Annotated in this window: 20 protein-coding genes; 16 read left to right on the top strand and 4 right to left on the bottom strand. The window is 39.1% G+C overall.

The genetic code is table 11. The features are described 5' to 3' along the window. Positions 1 to 57 precede the first annotated feature (57 nt). The 5 genes from D0T66_RS06750 to D0T66_RS06730 all read left to right on the top strand — a co-directional run bounded on the left by D0T66_RS06750 (position 58) and on the right by D0T66_RS06730 (position 5,088). Positions 58 to 1,206 (top strand): HlyD family secretion protein, encoded by a 1,149-nt coding sequence (locus tag D0T66_RS06750; RefSeq protein ID WP_163356492.1) that lies wholly within the window; start codon positions 58 to 60, stop codon positions 1,204 to 1,206. Beyond that, positions 1,196 to 3,349, top strand: coding sequence for a peptidase domain-containing ABC transporter (locus D0T66_RS06745; protein ID WP_163356491.1), 2,154 nt, complete (start codon positions 1,196 to 1,198; stop codon positions 3,347 to 3,349). The genes D0T66_RS06750 and D0T66_RS06745 overlap by 11 nt, the downstream gene beginning before the upstream one ends. A gap of 12 nt (positions 3,350 to 3,361) precedes the next feature. Next, a complete protein-coding gene (locus D0T66_RS06740) occupies positions 3,362 to 3,682 on the top strand; it encodes a winged helix-turn-helix domain-containing protein (protein ID WP_163356490.1) in 321 nt (106 codons plus the stop codon). 75 nt (positions 3,683 to 3,757) lie between these two features. Then, positions 3,758 to 3,973, top strand: coding sequence for a hypothetical protein (locus D0T66_RS06735; RefSeq protein ID WP_163356489.1), 216 nt, complete (start codon positions 3,758 to 3,760; stop codon positions 3,971 to 3,973). 68 nt (positions 3,974 to 4,041) lie between these two features. Then, on the top strand, positions 4,042 to 5,088 hold the full coding sequence (locus D0T66_RS06730; protein ID WP_163356488.1) for a hypothetical protein: 1,047 nt from the start codon (positions 4,042 to 4,044) through the stop codon (positions 5,086 to 5,088). Positions 5,089 to 5,107: 19 nt separating this feature from the next. On the opposite strand, the gene D0T66_RS06725 is transcribed toward D0T66_RS06730, so the two are convergent. Genes D0T66_RS06725 through D0T66_RS06710 form a run of 4 tightly spaced genes read right to left on the bottom strand, consistent with a single transcriptional unit; the run spans position 5,108 to position 9,492 of the window. After that, positions 5,108 to 5,491: a hypothetical protein gene (locus tag D0T66_RS06725; protein ID WP_163356487.1), complete on the bottom strand. Its 384-nt coding sequence runs from the start codon at positions 5,489 to 5,491 to the stop codon at positions 5,108 to 5,110. Then, positions 5,478 to 6,326, bottom strand: coding sequence for a hypothetical protein (locus D0T66_RS06720; protein ID WP_163356486.1), 849 nt, complete (start codon positions 6,324 to 6,326; stop codon positions 5,478 to 5,480). The genes D0T66_RS06725 and D0T66_RS06720 overlap by 14 nt, the downstream gene beginning before the upstream one ends. Further along, positions 6,323 to 7,876 carry a phage portal protein gene (locus tag D0T66_RS06715; RefSeq protein WP_163356485.1) on the bottom strand — a complete coding sequence of 518 codons (1,554 nt, stop codon included), beginning with the start codon at positions 7,874 to 7,876 and terminating at the stop codon, positions 6,323 to 6,325. Before D0T66_RS06715 ends, D0T66_RS06720 begins: the two co-directional genes overlap by 4 nt. A 17-nt stretch (positions 7,877 to 7,893) precedes the next feature. After that, complete coding sequence (locus tag D0T66_RS06710; RefSeq protein ID WP_163356484.1) at positions 7,894 to 9,492, bottom strand: terminase large subunit domain-containing protein; 1,599 nt, start codon at positions 9,490 to 9,492, stop codon at positions 7,894 to 7,896. A 558-nt stretch (positions 9,493 to 10,050) separates the two neighbouring features. On the opposite strand from D0T66_RS06710, the gene D0T66_RS06705 reads away from it, so the two are divergent. The 11 genes from D0T66_RS06705 to D0T66_RS06655 all read left to right on the top strand — a co-directional run bounded on the left by D0T66_RS06705 (position 10,051) and on the right by D0T66_RS06655 (position 20,947). After that, positions 10,051 to 10,689 (top strand): hypothetical protein, encoded by a 639-nt coding sequence (locus D0T66_RS06705; protein ID WP_163356483.1) that lies wholly within the window; start codon positions 10,051 to 10,053, stop codon positions 10,687 to 10,689. A 27-nt stretch (positions 10,690 to 10,716) separates the two neighbouring features. Next, positions 10,717 to 11,334: a hypothetical protein gene (locus D0T66_RS06700; RefSeq protein WP_163356482.1), complete on the top strand. Its 618-nt coding sequence runs from the start codon at positions 10,717 to 10,719 to the stop codon at positions 11,332 to 11,334. 3 nt (positions 11,335 to 11,337) lie between these two features. Further along, positions 11,338 to 12,498, top strand: a complete 1,161-nt coding sequence (locus tag D0T66_RS06695) for a major capsid protein (protein WP_163356481.1) — start codon at positions 11,338 to 11,340, stop codon at positions 12,496 to 12,498. 3 nt (positions 12,499 to 12,501) lie between these two features. After that, a complete protein-coding gene (locus D0T66_RS06690; RefSeq protein ID WP_163356480.1) occupies positions 12,502 to 13,038 on the top strand; it encodes a hypothetical protein in 537 nt (178 codons plus the stop codon). 61 nt (positions 13,039 to 13,099) lie between these two features. After that, positions 13,100 to 13,444, top strand: coding sequence for a hypothetical protein (locus D0T66_RS06685; RefSeq protein WP_163356479.1), 345 nt, complete (start codon positions 13,100 to 13,102; stop codon positions 13,442 to 13,444). After that, positions 13,437 to 13,964, top strand: a complete 528-nt coding sequence (locus D0T66_RS06680) for a hypothetical protein (protein ID WP_163356478.1) — start codon at positions 13,437 to 13,439, stop codon at positions 13,962 to 13,964. The genes D0T66_RS06685 and D0T66_RS06680 overlap by 8 nt, the downstream gene beginning before the upstream one ends. Continuing rightward, positions 13,961 to 14,356 (top strand): hypothetical protein, encoded by a 396-nt coding sequence (locus tag D0T66_RS06675; protein ID WP_163356477.1) that lies wholly within the window; start codon positions 13,961 to 13,963, stop codon positions 14,354 to 14,356. The genes D0T66_RS06680 and D0T66_RS06675 overlap by 4 nt, the downstream gene beginning before the upstream one ends. A gap of 3 nt (positions 14,357 to 14,359) precedes the next feature. After that, complete coding sequence (locus D0T66_RS06670) at positions 14,360 to 14,899, top strand: hypothetical protein (RefSeq protein ID WP_163356476.1); 540 nt, start codon at positions 14,360 to 14,362, stop codon at positions 14,897 to 14,899. Positions 14,900 to 14,977: 78 nt separating this feature from the next. Further along, on the top strand, positions 14,978 to 15,460 hold the full coding sequence (locus D0T66_RS06665; protein WP_163356475.1) for a hypothetical protein: 483 nt from the start codon (positions 14,978 to 14,980) through the stop codon (positions 15,458 to 15,460). A gap of 17 nt (positions 15,461 to 15,477) precedes the next feature. Beyond that, positions 15,478 to 15,732 carry a hypothetical protein gene (locus D0T66_RS06660; RefSeq protein ID WP_163356474.1) on the top strand — a complete coding sequence of 85 codons (255 nt, stop codon included), beginning with the start codon at positions 15,478 to 15,480 and terminating at the stop codon, positions 15,730 to 15,732. A 19-nt stretch (positions 15,733 to 15,751) separates the two neighbouring features. Further along, on the top strand, positions 15,752 to 20,947 hold the full coding sequence (locus D0T66_RS06655; RefSeq protein WP_163356473.1) for a tape measure protein: 5,196 nt from the start codon (positions 15,752 to 15,754) through the stop codon (positions 20,945 to 20,947). The last annotated feature ends 405 nt before the right edge of the window (positions 20,948 to 21,352 follow it).

Below are 21,352 nucleotides of genomic sequence, written 5' to 3'. Positions count from 1 at the left end.
TTGATAAATTTGTGCCCCTGTTATCCGAACTACTAATTAGAAGTAGAGACAAACTTTATGAAACAACTATTTCCGGTCGAGATACAGCATAATACTGTACAGAACCTTTACGTCAAGAGACACAGTAAATCCAAGATAATATATCTGGTAGTAATAATTGTGCTTTTGTTAGTCTGCATAAGCCTTCCATTTATATATGTAGATATATCTTCGCAAAGCAGGGGGATTATACGAACACCACATGAAAACAACACACTCCAATCTGCTATTTACGGAGAAATAACTTCTATCAATATTTATGAAAATAAACCTGTTAGCATAGGCGATACCCTAATTTGTTTGAGGAGCGATGAATTAGAGGAACAGATTACACGGAACAGACAAAAGCAAATTGAAAATAATGAGTTCATTAGTGATTTATCCAATCTAATATCAGGTAGAAACAATCTCATTAGCCCCAAATACAAAAGTGAGTACGCCCAATATAAGGCTAAATTATCCGAACGTACCGTGTCACTAAATCAAGCAAAGAAAGAATATCAGGTTTCTAAAACGCTATATGAAAGAGGTGTAGAATCAAAATTTGACTTTGAACAGGTTGAAAGTAAATACCAAAGCGAACAATCACTGTTAAGCTCCCTGAAACAGCAACAAATTAACACATGGCAAGCGGAGAAAACCCGCCTTGAACATGAAAACAGGAACTTACAATCGGAAGTATTTCAATTAGAAAAGCGAAAAACACAATATTGTATAACCGCCCCCGTAAGTGGAAATATCGTTCAATATACAGGTTTGAAAGCAGGAAATTTCCTCTCCCCTTCACAACCAATTGCTTTGATAACGACAGGTGACAGCCTTTTAGTCGAATGTTATGTAAATCCTAATGATATAGGCTATATCTATAAAGGGCAAAACGTCAAGTTTCAAGTGGATGCCTATGACTATCAACAATGGGGACTTTTGGAAGGAGAAGTCATTGACATAATATCCGATGTGGCACAAATGGAAAATCAATCGTTTTTTAGGGTACGCTGTTCGCTGAATAAAGATTATCTGGAATTGCCGAATGGTTATAAAGGGACTCTAAAGAAAGGGATGTCCCTGACAGGCAGATTCTATCTGACCGAAAGAAGCCTCGCTCAATTATTATTTGATAGAATAGACGATTGGATAAATCCAAAAATTATTACAAATGGGAATTAAAATAAAACAACGGGATATAACAGATTGCGGCGCAGCGTGTTTGGCTTCCGTAGCAGAACATTACAAACTAAAAATGCCTGTTTCAAAAATAAGGCAGATTGCCGGAACAGACCGAAAAGGGACTACTATTAAAGGAATGATTCAAGCTGCCGAGAAGCTGGGTTTTGAAGCTAAAGCATTTGAGGGAAAAATTGATTTTTTATCAGAAATGCCACTTCCTGCGATAGCGCATGTTATTGTGCGTGATATGCTTCGACATTATGTTGTTATCTATAAAGTATCGCAAAAAAACATTACCTATTTAGACCCAGAGGATGGCAAAATACACACATTACCTATCAACGAATTTGAAAAAATATGGACAGGTGTTCTTATCCTGTTAATACCAAGTGAAGATTTTCAGGCGAAGGACGAAAAAATATCCAATATCAGTCGTTTTTTCTTCTTGCTTAAACCTCATAAAAGCATTTTAATACAATGCTTAGTCGGTGCGATTCTTTATACTGTATTGGGTTTATCTACGTCCATATATATAGGGAAAATAACCGATTACGTATTAGTTGGGGGAAATACCAATTTACTCAATCTTATGAGTATCGGTATGATTGTAATCCTGCTGCTTCGGGTATTCTTAGGTGTCGCACAAACGGTATTTATGCTAAATACGGGGCAACAGATAGATGCCCGTCTGATATTGGGTTATTACAAGCATTTATTAAAACTTCCGCAACAGTTCTTCGACTCCATGCGTGTCGGTGAAATTCTTTCCCGTGTAAATGATGCTGTTAAGATTCGTGCATTTATTAATGGTACTTCCATATCCTTAATTGTAAATATATTTATTTTAATCTTTTCGTTTATATTGATGTTTGTATATAGCTGGAAACTGGCATTAATGATACTGATAACAGTTCCATTATATCTTGCGATTTATTTGGCTGTAAATAAGCTGAATAAGAAATACGAGCGTAAAGTAATGGAAGATTCTGCCGACCTTGAAAGCCAGTTGGTAGAATCACTGAACTCAGTAAGGACAATCAAGCAGTTTGGAATAGAAGATTTTGAGAATCTTAAAACGGAAAATCGTTTTATTCAACTATTACGGACGGTTTACCGTTCTGCTATCAATTCTATATTTTCTTCTGAATCATCGGGGCTTGTCAGTTCTGTCTTTACCATCGTATTGCTTTGGGTTGGTTCGTATTTGGTATTGGATAATGAGATAACAGCAGGGACACTTCTTTCCTTCTATGCTATAATCGGATATTTTACAAGTCCTGTATTATCGTTAATCGGTGCAAATAAAACAATACAAAATGCGGTTATCGCCGCAGACCGTTTGTTTGAGATAATGGATTTGGAACGGGAAAGTGATGAAAACAAAATGGATTTTGCCAAACACTTGAACGGAGATATACGATTTGAAAAGATTTCTTTTTCGTATGGAGCTCGTGCCAAAGTATTTAAAAACTTTTCTCTACAAATCCCACAAGGGAAAGTAACGGCTATTATCGGGGAAAGCGGTTCGGGGAAAACAACTCTTGCCGTATTGCTGCAAAAACTTTACACTCTGAATGCAGGAAAGATTTATATAGGGGAGCACAACCTTGACTATTTCAGCAATAGTAGTATGCGGGAAAATGTAGCTACTGTACCACAACAACTCGATTTGTTTTCGGGAACAATAATCGAAAATATTGCTTTGGGTGAATATTCTCCCGATATGGAACGCATTGTGACAATCTGTAAAGAGTTAGGTATAATATCTTTTATCGAAAAACTTCCGAGTGGATTCCAAACGTATGTTGGTGAGCATGGAGTCGGATTATCGGGGGGAGAGAAACAACGGATAGCGATAGCCCGTGCCTTATACCGCAATCCTGAAATACTGATATTGGACGAAGCAACATCTTCGCTTGATTCTCAATCGGAGCATGATGTACAACAGGCTATCTATAATTTTAATAAACAAGGTAAAACAGTCATTATTATCGCCCATCGCCTTAGTACAGTGATGTCAGCCGATAAGATAGTTATTCTGGAAAAAGGGACGCTAATAGAAGAAGGAACGCATGCCGAATTATATACAGAAGGAACACGATACTATGCCATGTGGCAGAAACAAATACCCATTCTTGAATAAACACGTAATATTATGACAAAAATATTTGAAATGATTGAAAGGCTCGAGATCTTACACGACCTTATTAAAGGAGGCAGGACTGGAACGCCTGATGATTTGGCAAAACATTTAGACATCAGCCGTGCCACTTTATATAGATTATTTGATTACTTGAAGTCCAAAAATATAATCATCACTTATTCAAGGAGAAAAAGAAGTTTCGTATATGCAGAAGATATTGATGTAGAGATACTTTTTCCTATTAAAGTGATAAAAGACGAGGACAAATTAATGAAAATTAACGGAGGTAGTACACTTTTTTCGTTCCGTATGCATTATGAGACGGAAGGATGATATATTTGTAAAATAAGTAGAGTTCGAACATATACTTAAAACAAACTTATTTATTAATTTTAAAACTAAACAAATATGATGAATTTGGATTTAGAAAAGTTAGGGCTTAGAGAACTAACAGAAGAAGAAATGATTACAATTGAAGGTGGTAGCATTTTTACTAAAGCATGGGACGGTATCAAGAATGCAGCAGAAGCTGTTGCTGATTTTGTTGTAGATAAAATAGTTGCTCCAGTTGTAAAATGCGTAGTTAATAAGGTTGCTGACGATATGATGAACATGCCTTCATAATTCCTATTATTCTCGCATCCACGAGCATTCTTGGATGCGAGAATTTTATTCACTTAATTCCAATAATTATGAAAACAATTTATACCCTACTATTAATTAATTTACTGGCTATTAGTATTTCAGCTCAAGGAATAGATTGTGTTGTATGTGATATAAATGACAAGCCATTAGAAATGGTAGAGGCAAAAAATATTAGGTCTAATAAAATTTGTTTTTCGGATAAAAATGGTACTATCAAACTTGATGGAAATAATAGTGATACTATAATATTCATTTTAAATGGTTACTCTCCAACAGAACTAACAATTAATAATATTTTACATTCACAAAATACGGTTTATTTGTTTCCTCAAATGCAATTGACTCTATCGGAAGTAACTATTACACCAATAGATATATATGCAATATATGAAAAAGCGGTTATTAATTTGAAAGACAAACTAATTAAAAATAAAGAATATACCTACAAATGTATAGGTACAGAAAAAGAAGTAAATAAAGGTAGTAATCGGAATATCGAATTTCTGTACACTGCAAAACTAAAAAAAGCAAATATTAAAAAATCAGAATTGGATTATATATATATGTTGTCTCAACTAAAAAGTAGTGTTGACTCTGCAAACAGCGCAATTATGCAAAATAATAATCATCATATTTCTTTGTCTGCGGACTTTATCAGGAAAGATATAACTCGCTCCGAAAAAAATTCATTTCACATTTCCGATTCCTCAATTATAATTTATAATAAAAGCCATGATTCTGGTATTATTGCATATACAATTAATAAAGAAGACACTACACTTGTAGGTATTGATTATGAATTGATAAATTCTCAGAAGAAATATATGCAAAGAAGGACATTCGATGCAAAAAAGATGTATAGTTCCATATCTATCAGATATAATAAAAATGATGAAGGATATTATTTGCATGGCTTTACTCAAATATATGACACATCATTTTTATTAGGGAAACCTCAGAGGGAAGAAAGAATAATATGTACATATAAAACAGTTAGCATTGATGATGATATTAAAGCAGATTTAAAATTTATTCCTAATACTAAAAATTTATATAAAATGCAAAATTACGGTATTTCAGATGATGGTTCTTGAAATAGAAATGTTTGAAAATTTAATTCTCGATTATATCTATCCTATGGAGATAATATAGTAACTTTTTTTTTAGGATATATACAGGGTCTTTGTAGTCTTTTGGCTGTTTTATCATTTCTATAATCCGTTTTCCTTTTCTATTCCAATACATAATATCCACAGTAAGCGTTACACCAGCTTTTACACATATTTTTTTCGTCTCAGTCTTTATCTTGGTTTTGAGCCTTTTTTTTACGATTTTCTTCTTATATACTGGCTCTATAAGGGTAAAAGTAATATTACGCTTCAAATCTGAAATCATACCTTTTTCCTGCATATCGGAAAGATAGCTATACCTGTCTGCTTCTGCCTGTGATTTGAAAGGTAGATTGTCCTTTCCCTGCCTGATTTTAATTAGTTTCATATAATACGGTTATATAAATTGGTAACATAATACAGCAACAGCGAGGATGCCACCCATAGAAGAACTCGTCTTTGGAATGAAACTCTCCTATATGGTCGTCACAGACGGCACATGGATAGGAACTGCCCCTGACTGTGTACCAACCCGCAATGTTCTGATTGTTGAGCCAGATGGAATTGATAGCATGATTGTAGGCTCTCATAGTGGAATCCTGCCTAAGCCGAACGAGATTATTATGTGCTGATTTGTACTTATTCTTTTTGTTGAGATTCCCTTTCTGTAATATTACTTCGGCTTTATATCCCTGCTTTCTGATGGCTTCGAGAATCAATGGTGAGGCTAACGGATTTTTGAAAAAAGTGAGATAGTAATTGAGAATCTGTGTAGGATTCAGCCCCTTGCTAATGCCAATCGCTATATATGCTTCTATCTCGTCCCGGAACTGCCTTGCGTAAAGACTAATTCTATCTTCGATAGTCTCTCCTGCTACTTGCATGGCAAGGAACGCAAGCAAATATTTGTCGGTATGCTTCTCGTTCTCTTTTTCGTGCGCAATAGCATCGGCATTATAGCAATCCATGTAGATAGCATTGAATATCTGCCTTTGTGTTTGCCGCAATATATCTGTCGTTATCTGGTCTAAATCTTCATTAGCTGAAAAATGAAAAGCCGACCCCAGATCCTTATAGGAAAATGATTTCTCTATCAGCTTTTTTGCATTGTTGCGAATAATATCCTTTATGCCGGCATCGGATAGAGCCATAATATCTATGACTCTATCTATATACTTCTTTGCTTCTGCTTTCTGGGCTTCTATTTTGTAAACAGGAATCATTTAGCTACAATCTGCCGTTGTACATTTTTCTCATTCATACCGTTATTCGCCTGTTGGCTCGTGATAGCATCCCTTTCGTCCTGTATCTCCTGCTCCTTCTGTTTTTGCAAACGATTAGGCTCATCCTCTGCGGAATAGATAGAACGTTCCTGCGCTGTCTCAATAGAGGTGAATCCCGATGTAACACCCATGACCAAATTGTTGATTATCTCGCTATCATTCTGATGTACATAAATTGATATATCACCCCTAATATCCAGCTTCTCGAAATCGGAAACGGAATTGTCTTTTTCCAAAGCATAGCCTTCTTTGAACAACGATATAATATTGTCTATCGACTTGTTATAAAAATTCTTGTCATTAAGTCCCTGCTCAATGGCGGGAGAGTACATAATCTTAATGGTAACACTTGGAAGGTCGCCCTGTGGCGTGTCGGGTGGCAATACGGTAAAGCTACCCATAAGAATGTATTTGAGTGTTTCTTGTAGTTGAAGCTCAAAGGAGGAACTGGCATCGGCTTTCTCCATAAAGTGTGCATCGCCTTCGTCATTATTAAATAACATGGCTCTGGCTTGCCCTTTGAGGTCACCTTGTATTTCGACATCGCCTTTTACCACCATTATGCGGAAAGCATACGCTTTGTTATTCTCGAATAGCTGAGAGAGTGCCAGTTCGAGTTTGTCAATCAAATCCTGTACTGCCGACCAACATGCTCCTTCTTCGCATTTGAGATATACAATAGGTATTTTTCTAAAGCCATGTTTCTTCGGTTCTTCTACTACTACCCAACCATCGGTATCGGGTACGTCACTCAAAATCGGCTGAAAAGTCTTACTGTCCCACGCTATTGATTTGCCGTTTTTGTTATCGGTAGAGTATGTAAGTAATGTGCAATAGGTGTCGTCCCAGACTTCCATATAAGGGACTTCTTCTTTCCTTGCGTAATCGTAGGCACTGAAACCACGTCCGAACAAGCGGAGATTCCCTTTTGAGTCCCGTATAGGATGCAAGCTGTCGCCTTTCATATAAGAAAACACACGGTAGTTGAATTGCCTGTCATTCATATAGGCGCAAAATGCACCATCGCCAGTAGCTTTGATGGATTGACAAAACTCGAATTTAGCTGTCTCCATGTTCCGCTTTTTCCATCCCTGTTTAAATTTGATGTATGTCTGGGCTTCGGTTGTGGAAGGATTGAGATTGTGATGTATAAATTTGATTTCCTCACCGCAAAGATGTGTGAGGTGCTTTTGTAGGATAACCTTTTGCAATGGAACTGATACCCTCTCGATGGGAACTTCTACAATCTTTTTCTTTCCTGTCGGTTCGTTGTTACTGTCAAGAATCGGCATTTCCTTTTTTATATCCTCGTAGTATGTCGGGTCATTTATTTTATGACCATTCGGGTCTAATTCGGAGAGAAATTCCGATTGATATATTTCCTTACGGAATAGCTTATAGTTTTGCGTAATGCCCCGATTAGGGAGATTACGATAAAACCTCTCTCTTGTTCCATAGATTTCGTCTGGTGTAATAGTTTTGATTTCCATGTATAATGTGTTAAGTGTTATAAGAGCCATACGCCTGTGCGTCTGGCTTTGGCTGCTTTTATCTCGAAGAACTCACGCATGAAGAAACTTTCGATAAAGTCGGGGGAACGCCCAATGAGTTTTTTCATTTCGGGCTTTGATATGAGCTTCCAGTTCTTATCGGGGTCTTTGTCGTCTTGGGCTACTGCTTTTCGCTCTTTTAGCAGTATGTTCTCCAGTGATACATTTTTGTAGTTCTTGCCAGAGAATTTTTGTTTAAGTAGTGAGGCTTCGATGCTGTACCCTTTGGCTTTCATGCGTTGTACAAACTTGTAGGCACATTCAGCTTTCAGGTTCTCGAACATTGTCCTGTCGCCGTTGGTAGGCATTTCTTTATTATTGAATGGTCTGGCACGGGACATAAATCCTTTGAATACTTGCCCCAATCCGTTTACGTCATAGCAGAAGTTTTCCTCCAATACTCCATGCAGTTTCAGGAAATCTTTTGCATAAGCTACCGTAAGTTTGGCATCGACAGATATAACTCTTACGTCTCTGGCATGATAGCCTTCCCAATACCACATAACACATTTGTCCCCGCCCTCGAAAGCCACGTCACAGGTGACACAGCGTAAGCTATCATTCTGATACGAGTTGTTGAAGAAGTTTTCCATGTCCTCAAAAGTGAGTAGCCCGAATCCTGCCGTCTTAAACTTCCAGTTCCCGTCCAAGTCACGGGCGACTTGCTCGTCTGACTGATTGGCGAGGTTTCCGAGATAGTTGGGGTCGGATTTTAAGAGTTTTGTGTTTTCTTCCAGTTTACCGACAAGAAAGGTTACAGACTTTATAAATATGTCCTCTTTGTTACCAAAAGCCTCATATTCTTTACGCCAGAGCTTGTCGATACGCTCTTTCGCTTGCTCGTACACTTCCTCCTTAGTGTCACCCCAATAGATTTCAGATACAGTTTCACCATACATAAAGCAGTATCGAAGGACTCCGTTGCGTTCCGGCAATGGCATCCCGTCCTCACCAATCCACCAATCAATGAAATGCGCTACCCACGAGTCGGGGTCAGGGTTACAAGTTCCCCTAAAACGGTTCTTTATCTTATGTGCATTACGGTTGGAAGTAAGGAGGTATTTGAAATATTCGTATGGCATGTGGGTAATCTCGTCCACTCCAATAAAGGAAAGCTCCAAGCCCTGAAAACGCTTTTTGAAATCCTCGAAGCCATCCGAATAGTAGTCGAACTTTAGTTTTCCCCCTGCATGAAAGTTCCAAGTCATGTCTTGTTGAGACTTATTATATACGCCATATTGCGCATATATGCCATCGGACTTATCAATAATACCACCTGTCTTGCGGCTATCCTCTTTTTCCTTACGAAGCAATGAAGCATAGAAATTCGGATTGCGTACATCTGGTAAGGCTTCCATAAGTAAGGAAAAGGTTTTTGAACCTCCCCGCATGCCTCCGAATATGCAAATGTCGGCTTCGCACGCCAAGAATAGTTCCTGACTCCCTTTCTGGGCTATGATATTCAAAGATGAATCTTCCTCCCTCAGATGGTTTATATAATCTAAGGTGTAGACGGGTTCAGGAAAAGTGTTGTCAAGTTGTGTTATATTTTCCATGTGCAGAATAAAAAAGCCCGATACTCCCCCTAAAGGGAACATCGGGCTATCGTGCCTCTAAATGTATATTTATACATGCAAATATAGTAAATATTGTATATTTTTGCGAATATACAGTCTAAACCGCCCGATATTTGCATATTAATACATTTGTATGTATATTTGTCGAAACGAATGACCTTAAATGGATAGGTTCAAAAAGGATACAGAGACACAAACAGGAAAATGCAACTACACTTATTCCTATACGAAAAAACAAAATTGGGTAGTATGCCCGCAATGCGAGAAAAGGCTTTTTGAAGTCCTCAAAGGAAAAGATTTTGCAATAGAAATAAAATGCCGTAGTTGTAAGAGAGTAGTATTGATAGAACAATAGCGGGAGTATTGATTGCTGTTCTCCACCAGCAAGGCTTGTAATACATACCGCTAAGACATAAGGGAGTAGAATCCCAATTAAGAGGCTATAAGCCCGAATGTAACTGATAAACAGTTGTATTCGGGCTTTTTCGGTCTTAGACCGCAACATTTTACGAGTACAAACACAAACTTACAAACTACATGGAGAAAGAAAAACTTTCAACGGAACTAAAAGGAATGGTAGGAGAAAACAGCCTTTCCGAGAGAACATGGAACGATTATCTGGATAATTCAGTTATGCCCTTTCTTCCGAGCGAGGAAGATAAGAGAGGCGAGTATCTGGCTAAACATGCGAATGTGCTAAAGTCATTTAACGGACAACTGAATAATGAAGTGGCGACACGGGTCAATGATTTCAAAAAGAATTACAAACCGGATCCGCCGAAACAGACAATTGAACCACAGAAGCCAGAAAAAGAGGATGAAAAACTTAGTGACATCGAGTCACGCCTGAAAAAGTTTGAAGACGCTGAACTGGCTAAACAGACCGCCGCAAAGAAACAAAAAATGCTTGACGATGCAGTCATGCTAATGAAGGAGGACGGAGTTTTGGATGAAACAGTATTGGAACTAATACTTCCCTTGCTGGAAATAAACGAAAATACTACTGTTGAAGATTTAGCAAAAGCGGGAAAAACTAAGTATGACAAGGCTTACGCTAAATTGAATATCGACAGCTATGTCCCTGCTTATGGAGGCGGTTATGGGGGTGGAATAAGTAAAAAAGATAAAGATGCTTATATGGATCACCTCAAACAAACAGGTAGAATAACCGAATAAAAAACTAACACAAACTATTACAAAACAATGGGAACATTTAACACCTACGGTCAAAAAAAGAAAACCTACGGAGGCTCAAATCCCGTATGGCTGACCGTGAGCCAAAAAGAGAGAGGTGGGGGCGTTCTTGAAGAACTTCCTCCTATCGGAACTGTACTTCGGGCAGGAACATTGGTACATCTTGATGACAATGTGGCGAAGGTTATTGAAACCTTCGAAGTTGCCGAACCTGTGTCTGCGACAGATACAGAAGTGAAGGTATTTGCACACGGCAGCGTACTCAAAGACGGATTGAACCTGATGAAATCCCCTGCTGCGCTGACTACTGCCGGAACTGGCGTAACAGTTTCGGGGACTGCACTTGATTCTGGAAATAACCTGTACAAATTCACCATTGCTGCAAACGCTTTCGGCGTATTGGCAAAAGGGGACATTTTGGTAAAAGCATCCAAAGCGGGTACGGGAGCGAAAATTTTTGCCGTGCCGACAGGGATAACAGAAAATGACGTATGGGTAGAGGACGGAGATAAGGCTGCGACAGTTGCTTCCGTATATCACGGCGAGGTAATGGAGGACAGGATTCAGCCTGTTCCAGAGTGCGTAAAGGCAGTGCTGCCAATGATAAAATTCGTAAAAGGAATCTAAACTATGACACCAAGAGACAACACACATTATGACCTGATAAAGTATGGCTTCGCCAATGAATCTTATCAGGAATTTGTAGACACCTATCTTGCCAATCTACACAATGGAAAGAAAACTGATGGATTTGAATGGGATAGTGACATTCAGATTGACTTTACCTATCATCAGATACAGGCTGAATTGGGACTAAACACATTGCCTACTTATGTAGACGTGGATTCTCCAAGCGTGTATAAACACCATGAAGGTTTCGAGCTTAGTTCCGGCACAATACCGAGAATGAAGCACGGGTACGCATTGAACGAAAAGATACTCCGTGAGGAAATGATTTTCGCACAAAGAACAGGTAAGTTCTCTACGAACCTGAGTACGAAAATGCGTGACCTTGTGTTTGACCACACATCAAAACTAATTGGTGGGAACTATAACGCTATGACTTATCAGCGTGACCAAATGGTTTCGACAGGGACTTTCGTTCTGGATGCGACTAACAATCCTGCGGGAATCAAGAACATTACTTTCTCTGCAAGAATCCCAGACAAAAACAGAACTGTACTGACTGCGGCAAAACGCTGGTTTACGGATGATAACAACACGGAAGGTACAGCGTCAGACCCAATCAGAAACTTGAAAGACCAAGTGTATGACCTGAAAAAGCGTGGTGTAGCTGCAATGCACTTCGAAGTAGATTACCTGACTTTTCGTAGATGCATCGAACACTCGAAAATCAGAACTGCGGTAGCCCTGAATATCCATCCACTTGCCGACCCTGCTAATATTGCAGCATTAGGAGCAGTATTGGATGAATCCGTAATCAAATCGAAACTGGAAGGTATTATCGGCTGCCCTATTAAGGTAATTGACAATATCGTAGCAGTTGAGAAATTTGACAAGACAGAGGGTAAGGTAGTAAAAGACCAAATGAGGTCTTTCAAATCTGATGTATGGGTACTCGTCCCTGACGGAAAACTTGGAACGATAAAAGCAGTAGAGCCTATTGCCGTTCCTGACCCTGCGGCTCGATTCGCATGGTATGACAGAGGACGCACAATATTGAAACAATGGTATGATACCAAAACCAATACTCAGTATATCGAGTCCGAGCTTACTGCATTAGTTGTGCCTGATAAGCCACAATATATGACGTACCTAACTATTGCGTGATAAATGGCTTTAGTAATAGACATATTGGGAGAAGGAAAAGTGGAAAAGGTGGTGGAATCCAATTCTGCCACCCTCACCGCTACTCCTGATGATGGTTGGGAATTTAAACATTTCGTATGTGACGATACTATCATCCCTGAAAATCCGAAAACAATATCATTTACCTCAAATACCAAAATTGTAGCAGTATTCTATATCACAATCGAGGAATATCTGAGAGGTCTTGTTGGATTTGATGTGCCTGATAACGTCCTAAATTCAATCCGTGCTTATCGAGAGGTAAAAAAAGCTACTGATACAAACGACCTGACAGCAAAAGAGAAAGACTTGCTTTATGCAGACCTGTTGATGTGGGCGTCTACAAGCCCGACCTCTTATACGGGTACAAAGGAATCTGACGGAGGATGGTCGAGAACCGAATCAAACAAAACGGTATCGGTAACGGATAAAAAACGGTTTGAAAATCTGGCAATGTCTATTTACAAAAAGTATCTGGATAAGAAATACAATTCGAATATCAAGATAGTAAACCTATGGTAAGTCAATGGCTAATACGTCAATTTGAAAATTAGCAAATGACTATCATTTAGAGCCTAAAGTAATGGAGAATCCAAGATTTCCGCACCATATTGAAATAAAAAGAGCCAAAACCGACCTAAACGGGACACCAATAACCGACCCTGACACGGGAGAGGAAATATTTGAAACAGTGTTTGAGTCGGAATGTGGGCTTCGTGATATGGTAAGGGGATGGGATATTGACGTAGAGGTTCTGAAAGCTGATTATAAGTTGGCTTTGCCGAAGCATAGCTTCATTATAAAAAAAGGTGACTATGTGGTATTTACCAATAATATCCTGAATGAAGTGAAATATGGCAGGGTGGAAGAATCGAAGGTCTTTAATCTGGGTGCAAATATCTGGTTTAACGAAAACGGTAATGGCTAAGGATATAACGAAACAGTTTGAAGCAATAGAGAATGAAATACATAAGAGTATGTATTATTGCATCGTGCCTCAAATGACACAATTCGGAATACGGATGGTGAATCATATCCTACCGAATCAAACCGAGTTTCGAAACCTGACAGGAAATACTATCACATCTTTGGCTTTCGGGATTTATTATATGGGAAATCTTGAAATCATGGGATTCAATAAACATTACCCGCCCCCTATCAGGAATAAGCTGATTAAAGGTGAAGAATTATTCGATTTTGAGGACTATGACGGAGCAATACGAAAGTATTACTGCGCCAAAATACATACGGATGCAGGCTACGGTCAGAATACTTCGATGGATTTCCTGAAAAGCTATAAGTCTACAAGGCAGTTCGAAATGGTATTTACAACGGGAACTGAATACTCGGTATATCTGGAAAACAAACGCAAACTAAATGTCCTATCGGAAGGATATGAATATTCAATCTCTGCATTTCTAAAGAGTTTCAAACCAATCAAAAAGTGAATCTGAATTTCGACATAGGGAAAATAGAGGAAGTCCTTGCCAATGCAGTCAGGACAGGCAATGTTACCGAAAAGGTTTTCAAAGGTCAGCGACCGAATGTTGAAGCCAAGATGAATGATTTTGCAATCGTCTCGGTTGCAACACGAGTCACAGACAGGGGAGCTTTAGGAAGATGTACCTGTCGGATAGAACTTTTTGTCAAGAACCTGTCGAACGGGGAGAAGAATAGTACGAAACAAACAATCATGTATGAGAAACTATTATCCATATTTCCTATACAAGACAATACTTATTTATTCGACATTTATCCTGTTACCATTCCACTTGGAAATGACGGGTACGGGTATAATATCATAGCAATCCAATTCCATACACACATCAAAACTTTATAACACATGGCAGCAACATTAACCAAAGCGGCTTTAGACAAGGTATTTGTCGGAATCTCGAAAATACAACTCGCTCCAGTGGGTACACTGGCCGCAACGACTTTTGACAATTCGGATGAAATATTTACTGTAAAGGACAGTGTAAGCTTCTCTCAGGCACAACCTTCTAAAACAGAGATAAAGGTAGACCAATTCAGTGCGCCAATTGCAGCACTTTATGAGTCGGGCGAGTTTACCATTGAGGGGAGTATTCCTTCTGTGGCAAAGGAAATTTTGCAATATTTCTTTAAAACAAATGCAGCCACCAATCCGAGTATTACAGGATTTACCAAGAGTACAGCCGTAGACCTTGAAAATAAGATTATCAATGCGATGGTCAAAATTACAAGTGCTGACGGAACGATGGCAGTAGTAATTCCACGATGTGAGTTTATAGCGAACTTCGACTGGAGTTCCACTTCGTCCAATGCCTTTGCGGTAGCATTTACGGCAACGCCGAAAATCAATCCTGACGGAAAAGGTGATGTTCTTTTCTACGAGAAATAAGACTCCTAACCTTAACACAATCCCACAGGGGGAGGGAATCTTCCCTTCCCTTTTTCTTTTAACTCAAACTTCACAATCATGCAAGAACCAAGCATACAAGATGAAAAGGATTTACTGTCAATCCAAAACAATGAAAAAGAAGATATAGTCATTCCACGTACTAACAAAATATTGAAAGTAGGATGGATGAAAGGTTACACATTGGAAAAACTATCAAAACTGGAACTGAAAGAAGGTCTGAAAGAAAATGATGCCGATTCGGAAAAGGTTATCGAACAACGGTCAAAATTCATGGCGAAAGCGGCTTCTCTCTGCCTATTGAATGGTATAAAGATTTTCTTTTTCCATTGGTTCTACTGGCGATACTTCTACTACCTGAGAGGCTACACCTTTGACCAATTAGAGCCTATCCTTGTACTTGCTAAAAAAAAAGTTCCTGCGGCAAGTTGGTACATCGGTTTAGCGTTGGTCGCACGTATGAAAATAACGAATATGACAATGACGATGGAGGAAGCCGAGCGATTCCGACACGTACTTTCATCGGAAGCCGAGCAGCAATAGGAAAAGACCATGCTTGGGTGTTACAGCCATTAGTCCTCTTTTTCGGATTGATTGTCATTCCTGAATATATGTACAGATTTAAAGGGTCTGTGGCAAAATATGAATTGATGATACTTGATGTAACACGAGTGGTATATGACAAAGAAGATACACACAAACGAAAATTTGCTGACCAAGAAAGCATCCGGCTAAATGAGGAATCGCTGCGAAAAGCGAGAGAACGAAACAGAGATAATGAATGGCAGGAAAAGAAACTGTCTGAGCTTACCTAACACAAACACATAATATACGATGGCAAATATTGGAAACCTAAGTTTCGGTATTGGCGGGGATGATAAAGAGTTGCGAAAAATTCTGGAGGCAAGAAAAAAGGATGCGGTAGAACTGCAAAATATTCTATCCTCTCTGAATTTAAAAGGCAAAAATTCCATGACATCACAGTTAACCGATGCCGTAAGGAAGAAAGAGCAGTTGAACCGACTGGAACAATCGAACCTCAGACTACAACAGACACAGGACAAGGCAAATGCAAATTCTATCATCAATCAGGAGAAAGTCAATCAGGCTAAGGAAAAGACACGGAAACTGAATATTGGTAATCTTCGCCTTGATAATGAAAGAGTCGCATCGGAGGAACGAGCAAAAGCCGCAGCAGAACGAACCGAAGCCGTGAGAAAAAAGAGTGCTGCCGAGTTAGCCCGGATTGAACAAGCCCGAAGGAATGAAGAAAGGCTCAATAATCAGCGATTATTAACTGAGGTACAACGAACGGAAGCTGCCAGACGCAGGGCTGCTCTGATTGGTGTGCAGGGAGAAAACGACCTGAATAGAGCCGCTTTATTGGCAAACAAGACATTTTTCAGTCAAAAGGTTTTGTTGTCTCAAATAGCAACTCAATTGGGAGTCTATTTCTCTGTTTATCAGCTCGGGGCTTTCGTGAAGGAACTGGCAATGGTTTCGGGGGAATTTGAGAAACAACGATTATCCCTTGCGTCAATTCTACAAAACAAACTGGCTGCCGACAAATTATTCGGGCAGATAAAAGACCTTGCAGTATATAGTCCGTTCAACTTTAAAGAGTTGACAGATTATGCCAAGCAGCTTTCGGCATTTTCATTTCCGACTGATGAATTATTCGAAACCATGACACGCCTTGCAGATATATCGGCAGGGTTAGGCGTAGATATGGGGCGTATAATCCTTGCGGTGGGACAGGTACGTGCAGCCTCCGTTTTGAGAGGTCAGGAACTCCGACAATTTACCGAAGCGGGGATTCCGCTTGTAGACGAGCTTGCGAACAAATTTACCAAGTTGGAAGGACGGGTAGTTTCGGCAGGCGAAGTGTTCGACAAAATATCGAACAGGGAAGTTCCTTTTGCCATGATAAAAGAAATATTAGAGGATTTGACTAATGAAGGTGGCAAATTCTTCAATATGCAGATGATACAGGCAACGAGTTTGGCGGGTATGATTTCCAATCTTCGGGATGCCTATGATATTATGCTCGACAGTATAGGATCTGCCAATAGTGATATGCTGAAAGGTGCAGTCGGCGGTCTTGTGGAAATCATGGATAATTGGGAACGGTATTGGAATATCCTTAAAATGATAATAATTGGATATGGCTCATATAAGGCTGCAATAATCGCCGCAACTGTCGCCAGTCAGGGACTTGTGAAAACAATCCGAACTCTGACCATCGTACAGACTATATTTAACTCGTTATCGAAAATAAATCCTTATGCTCTTGCTTTTGCAGGGCTTATGGCTCTTATCGGTGGTTTGGTAACATTCATAAATCATCAGAATGAAGCTAAAGAGAAATTACTGGAAACCATTACAGTAATGAATAACCATGCCGAATCAGTCAATGAGCTAATAGACAAGTTAAAAGACCTGACTAAAGCCAATGAGAATGATAATGGTGCGGAAGCGGAAAGGGCAAAAATCATAAATGAACTGGCAAAGAAAGAACCTGAACTTGCCAAAGCCATTAAAGAACATGCCGATAATTTGGAGTATCTAACCGAAATTCAGGAGAGATACAATACTTTGATGGATGCCAAAAAGTTTGCCAAATATGCCATAGCAGAGACAGACGGTTTCTTCTCAAACGGTATTGTGGATAATCTAACTGATATGGAGAAAGCCAAGAACAAGGCAGACATGTTAGCTGTGTCATTAGATACCACCTATACAAAATTTACTGAGGCATGGAAAAAGATAAAAGAGAATGGTGGTGTAGATACTCCTTTAGGAAAAGCTGTGGTAAAGGAAGAAAGGATAAATCAGATAGACACTATCCTCGCATCACAAAAAACGCATGCCGAAAAAATGCTCGAAATCTATTCTCTGGTTGAATATGCAGGGGAAAGAGCTTTCAACTCCATGAAGAAAACTGATATTGGAGACGCTAATCTTGCCAAAAGGATTATAGGCGATGATAAAGATAAAATAAATGAATACAGTGCGTCATTATGGGATTTAGAACAAATTACCAAAACTACAAATGATGACCTGACCACTTTGGCTAATACTCTTTCAACACATTTCAAGAACAAGGGCATAGATGTCCTCAATCCAGAAAATGCGAGTATGCTCCGTGACTATATCAAAAGCATGGAAGAACTTGGAACATACGGACAAAAAGAAATCCTCTCGAAATGGAATATCGAATTTACAGTAAACGGAAAGAATACCGATAACCTTGACGGTTGGCGTAAAGAACTGAGAGATACACTCGGAACTGCGATTACCATAACTACCGACAGTAATTTCAATGATATAGTCAAAGAAATGAAAGAGAAGTACAAAGAGGTGAAAACCCGCATGGAAGAACAAAAGCCCATTTTAATCAAAGGTGAGTACGATTTCAAATTAAAAGCATTTGCTAAACCCGAAGAAATCAGCAACTCCTTAAAGCAAATGGCAGAGCAATTTGATTTGGATTCTAAAATAAAGGATGCCATCGAAGCCGCAGGGAAATTGATGGGTTTGACTCCGGCAGATTTATCTCCCAAACCCAAAGGGGGTAGCTCAAAGAAAGATGTTTATACCGAAGAACTGAAACGTCAGGTGGAACTTATTAAGGATGCCAAGAAGCGATACGAGGATTTGCGGAAAATAATGTCGAAAGAAGATGCTGTCAAAGCCCTGACTTCTGTCGATGAATATAAGCATGTGGATGAAAAGCATTTGAGCGATGAAGGATATGTAAGTTATCTGCGTGAACAACTGAAAAAAATAGAGAAAAGGAGTAGTGATGCTGCCAAAAATGTACGCATAGTATGGAACAAAGAAATCGGAGCTATTGAGATAGAAAAGCTAAGTAAAACAGCTTTGTTAGAAATCCAAAGATTAGAGAAGTATTTGTCCCAATATAAGGATAAATATAATCTATACCGCCAAATCTCTGATATTACCGGCGACAAAAAGCTGGCAAGCAGTATCGCTTTTGAGAACCCCGATGAAGTAGTGAAATCCTACATAGATGAATTAAAAGCAGCTTTTGAGGCTCAAAGCGGTATCTCCTATTCGGATTTTCTAAAACTGGAAGATGGAGATAGAGCGAAACTGTTTATCAACGAACAGGTGAAAAAACTTTATACATCTATCGAGGAAGCCGAAAAAGAAGAAAAGAAGCGGAAGCAGGATATTTATACTTCGACATTGAAGGACTATCTCAGTATGGAGTCGAAGCGATTGGCTATAACACAGGAATATGAGGAAAAAATCAGTATTGCCCGAAGCAATAATAATGAGCAACTGGCTCGAAAACTCGAATCCAAGTTAAAAGGAGAATTGATGAAACTCACGCCTGAGTATAACAAATTCTTCACTGCGATATATAGCCTGACAAAAAATGAAGCCTTGCAGATAGGCAATCTGATAAAAGCAAACCTAAAAGAACAGCTTGATAAGGGTGTAATTAGTGCGGATGAATATTACAATAGCATCAAAAAGATAGATGAGGAATTGAAGAAATCATCCAAAGGGATAAATCTTTTTATGAAGTATCAGGATGGAGGTTTGGAAAATGTCCTTAATGCGATTAAAGAGAAGGCAGATTCGGACTTTGCTTCATCTTCACAGGATTTACAAAATTTTACCAAGCAATATAATTCTGCTTTAGCCAGTGGCGATGAGAGTGCAGCTAATTTAGCTCAAAGTAATATGCAAGCAGCCGAAGGCTCAATGCAGGCAGCCGAAGGTATGCAGGCTTTCGCTGGTTCTGCGATGGGTGCTGTTTCTTTTGTAGATATGATTGTTAAAGCTATTGACCAAACGATAAGGGGATTACAGGAAATTATTGATAATATCGCTGAACTTGCCGAGTCGAGAGGTATTGATACGGATGATGGCACATGGGGAGACGTGAAAGGTTTTATGAGCGTTTTGAGTGCTGTTAACGGCAAAGCAAAGGCAGCTTGGGATTCTGCGAAGAACGGTGATGCGGTAGGTGCTTTGGCGAACACAGTGGGAATTGTCACAAGTGGGCTGAGTGCTATCAACCAATGGCATGATAATAAATTGAATAAAGCTATCCAAAAATCTCAGTTCGAAGTCAAAAAATTGGGAATAGCTTATAATGATATTTTGAAAACCATTGACCGTCAATTGGGTGCTGTCACACGTACTCAATCGGAGGATATGATAAAAAATCTCGAAAAACAAAGGGATGAAATCAAATCACAACTTCGTAATGAGGAAAAAAAGAAGAAAACGGATAAAAACGCAGTAGAAGATTACAAAGAGCAAATAAAGGAACTCGAAGAACAAATCAGATATTTCTACGAGGACTTAGCCGGAGAACAGTTTGGTGTAAAAATAAAAGATTGGGCTAAGAGTATTTCTGATGCGCTTGTAGATGCTTGGTCAAGGGGTGAAGATGCGGCAGAAGCATTTGACAAAACAGTAGCAGATATAATGAGAAGTGTGTTCAAAAATGTACTACAACTTCAATATATAGAGCCTGCTATGGCGAATCTTCGTAATTATCTATTCGGTAGTGATGGCAGAGGGGGGATTCTCGGTGACGGAGAAATGAGTAGATATGATATGAACGGCTTGGTCAATGAGTTAGCCAAACTAAAAGGTAATCTCAACGATTGGCAAAAGGCATGGGAGTATTTGTACGATGCGGCAAAACAAGCAGGGATTGACTTGGAAGAATCGACTTCGGGAGATACTTTATCGAAGGGCATACAGGGAGTCACAGAAGATACAGCAAACATTCTGGCAAGTTATATAAATGCTATGCGAGCCGATTTATCCATGCAGTTATCTTATGTCGGACGTATTATGTCGTATTTCGAAAATGGTAATACAAATTTTGCCCTGATGCAAGCTGATATTATGCTTATCCAAATGAATACGCTACGAACCGCAAACAATACCGACAGGCTTGTAGAATTATCGGAAGATACTTACTCTATCCTGCGAAATGCAAGCATTAACGGTAGTGGTGTTAAGTTTAATATCAATTAGTTTTTCACAATTACGGAATTGTGAAAGAGTCAAGAGCTTTATAATTCCCCTCCTATACTCGTTTTCATACTTTTGGTATGGTATTTCAAGAAGTAGATATTTCATAAGCAGAGCAGCCTCATCAGTGATTGTGTGGGCTGCTCGAAATTCTTAAAACCAAAGACACCCTTCTTATAACAAGTTCTGGGGAGTTAAATATTAGAACGAGATTCCTGAAGGAGTCAAAACCGAGTGGCAATACCCTTACTATAATGTCCTGCTCTGTCCTACAAGCCGACAACAGGCAACACCATAAAGCGTAAGCGAAAAAGTAAGGTCAGTGTGGGGACTGTGTGTATTGAACTCTGAAAATTTTGAGAAACAGCCATTTAGAGTGCTGAAACCAGACAAGAAAAGAGGTCACGG

The sequence above is a fragment of the Dysgonomonas sp. 25 genome (genome assembly GCF_010501075.1).
In the GTDB taxonomy this organism is placed as follows: Bacteria; Bacteroidota; Bacteroidia; order Bacteroidales; family Dysgonomonadaceae; genus Dysgonomonas.
Note: the sequence above shows the minus strand (reverse complement) of the source record. Positions and strands in the feature narration are given on the sequence as shown.

Coding starts and splice junctions, on each gene's coding strand:
- D0T66_RS06750 (WP_163356492.1), top strand. CDS start 58: ATGAAACAACTATTTCCGGTCGAGATACAGCATAATACTGTACAGAAC.
- D0T66_RS06745 (WP_163356491.1), top strand. CDS start 1,196: ATGGGAATTAAAATAAAACAACGGGATATAACAGATTGCGGCGCAGCG.
- D0T66_RS06740 (WP_163356490.1), top strand. CDS start 3,362: ATGACAAAAATATTTGAAATGATTGAAAGGCTCGAGATCTTACACGAC.
- D0T66_RS06735 (WP_163356489.1), top strand. CDS start 3,758: ATGATGAATTTGGATTTAGAAAAGTTAGGGCTTAGAGAACTAACAGAA.
- D0T66_RS06730 (WP_163356488.1), top strand. CDS start 4,042: ATGAAAACAATTTATACCCTACTATTAATTAATTTACTGGCTATTAGT.
- D0T66_RS06725 (WP_163356487.1), bottom strand. CDS start 5,491: ATGAAACTAATTAAAATCAGGCAGGGAAAGGACAATCTACCTTTCAAA.
- D0T66_RS06720 (WP_163356486.1), bottom strand. CDS start 6,326: ATGATTCCTGTTTACAAAATAGAAGCCCAGAAAGCAGAAGCAAAGAAG.
- D0T66_RS06715 (WP_163356485.1), bottom strand. CDS start 7,876: ATGGAAATCAAAACTATTACACCAGACGAAATCTATGGAACAAGAGAG.
- D0T66_RS06710 (WP_163356484.1), bottom strand. CDS start 9,492: ATGGAAAATATAACACAACTTGACAACACTTTTCCTGAACCCGTCTAC.
- D0T66_RS06705 (WP_163356483.1), top strand. CDS start 10,051: ATGGAGAAAGAAAAACTTTCAACGGAACTAAAAGGAATGGTAGGAGAA.
- D0T66_RS06700 (WP_163356482.1), top strand. CDS start 10,717: ATGGGAACATTTAACACCTACGGTCAAAAAAAGAAAACCTACGGAGGC.
- D0T66_RS06695 (WP_163356481.1), top strand. CDS start 11,338: ATGACACCAAGAGACAACACACATTATGACCTGATAAAGTATGGCTTC.
- D0T66_RS06690 (WP_163356480.1), top strand. CDS start 12,502: ATGGCTTTAGTAATAGACATATTGGGAGAAGGAAAAGTGGAAAAGGTG.
- D0T66_RS06685 (WP_163356479.1), top strand. CDS start 13,100: ATGGAGAATCCAAGATTTCCGCACCATATTGAAATAAAAAGAGCCAAA.
- D0T66_RS06680 (WP_163356478.1), top strand. CDS start 13,437: ATGGCTAAGGATATAACGAAACAGTTTGAAGCAATAGAGAATGAAATA.
- D0T66_RS06670 (WP_163356476.1), top strand. CDS start 14,360: ATGGCAGCAACATTAACCAAAGCGGCTTTAGACAAGGTATTTGTCGGA.
- D0T66_RS06665 (WP_163356475.1), top strand. CDS start 14,978: ATGCAAGAACCAAGCATACAAGATGAAAAGGATTTACTGTCAATCCAA.
- D0T66_RS06655 (WP_163356473.1), top strand. CDS start 15,752: ATGGCAAATATTGGAAACCTAAGTTTCGGTATTGGCGGGGATGATAAA.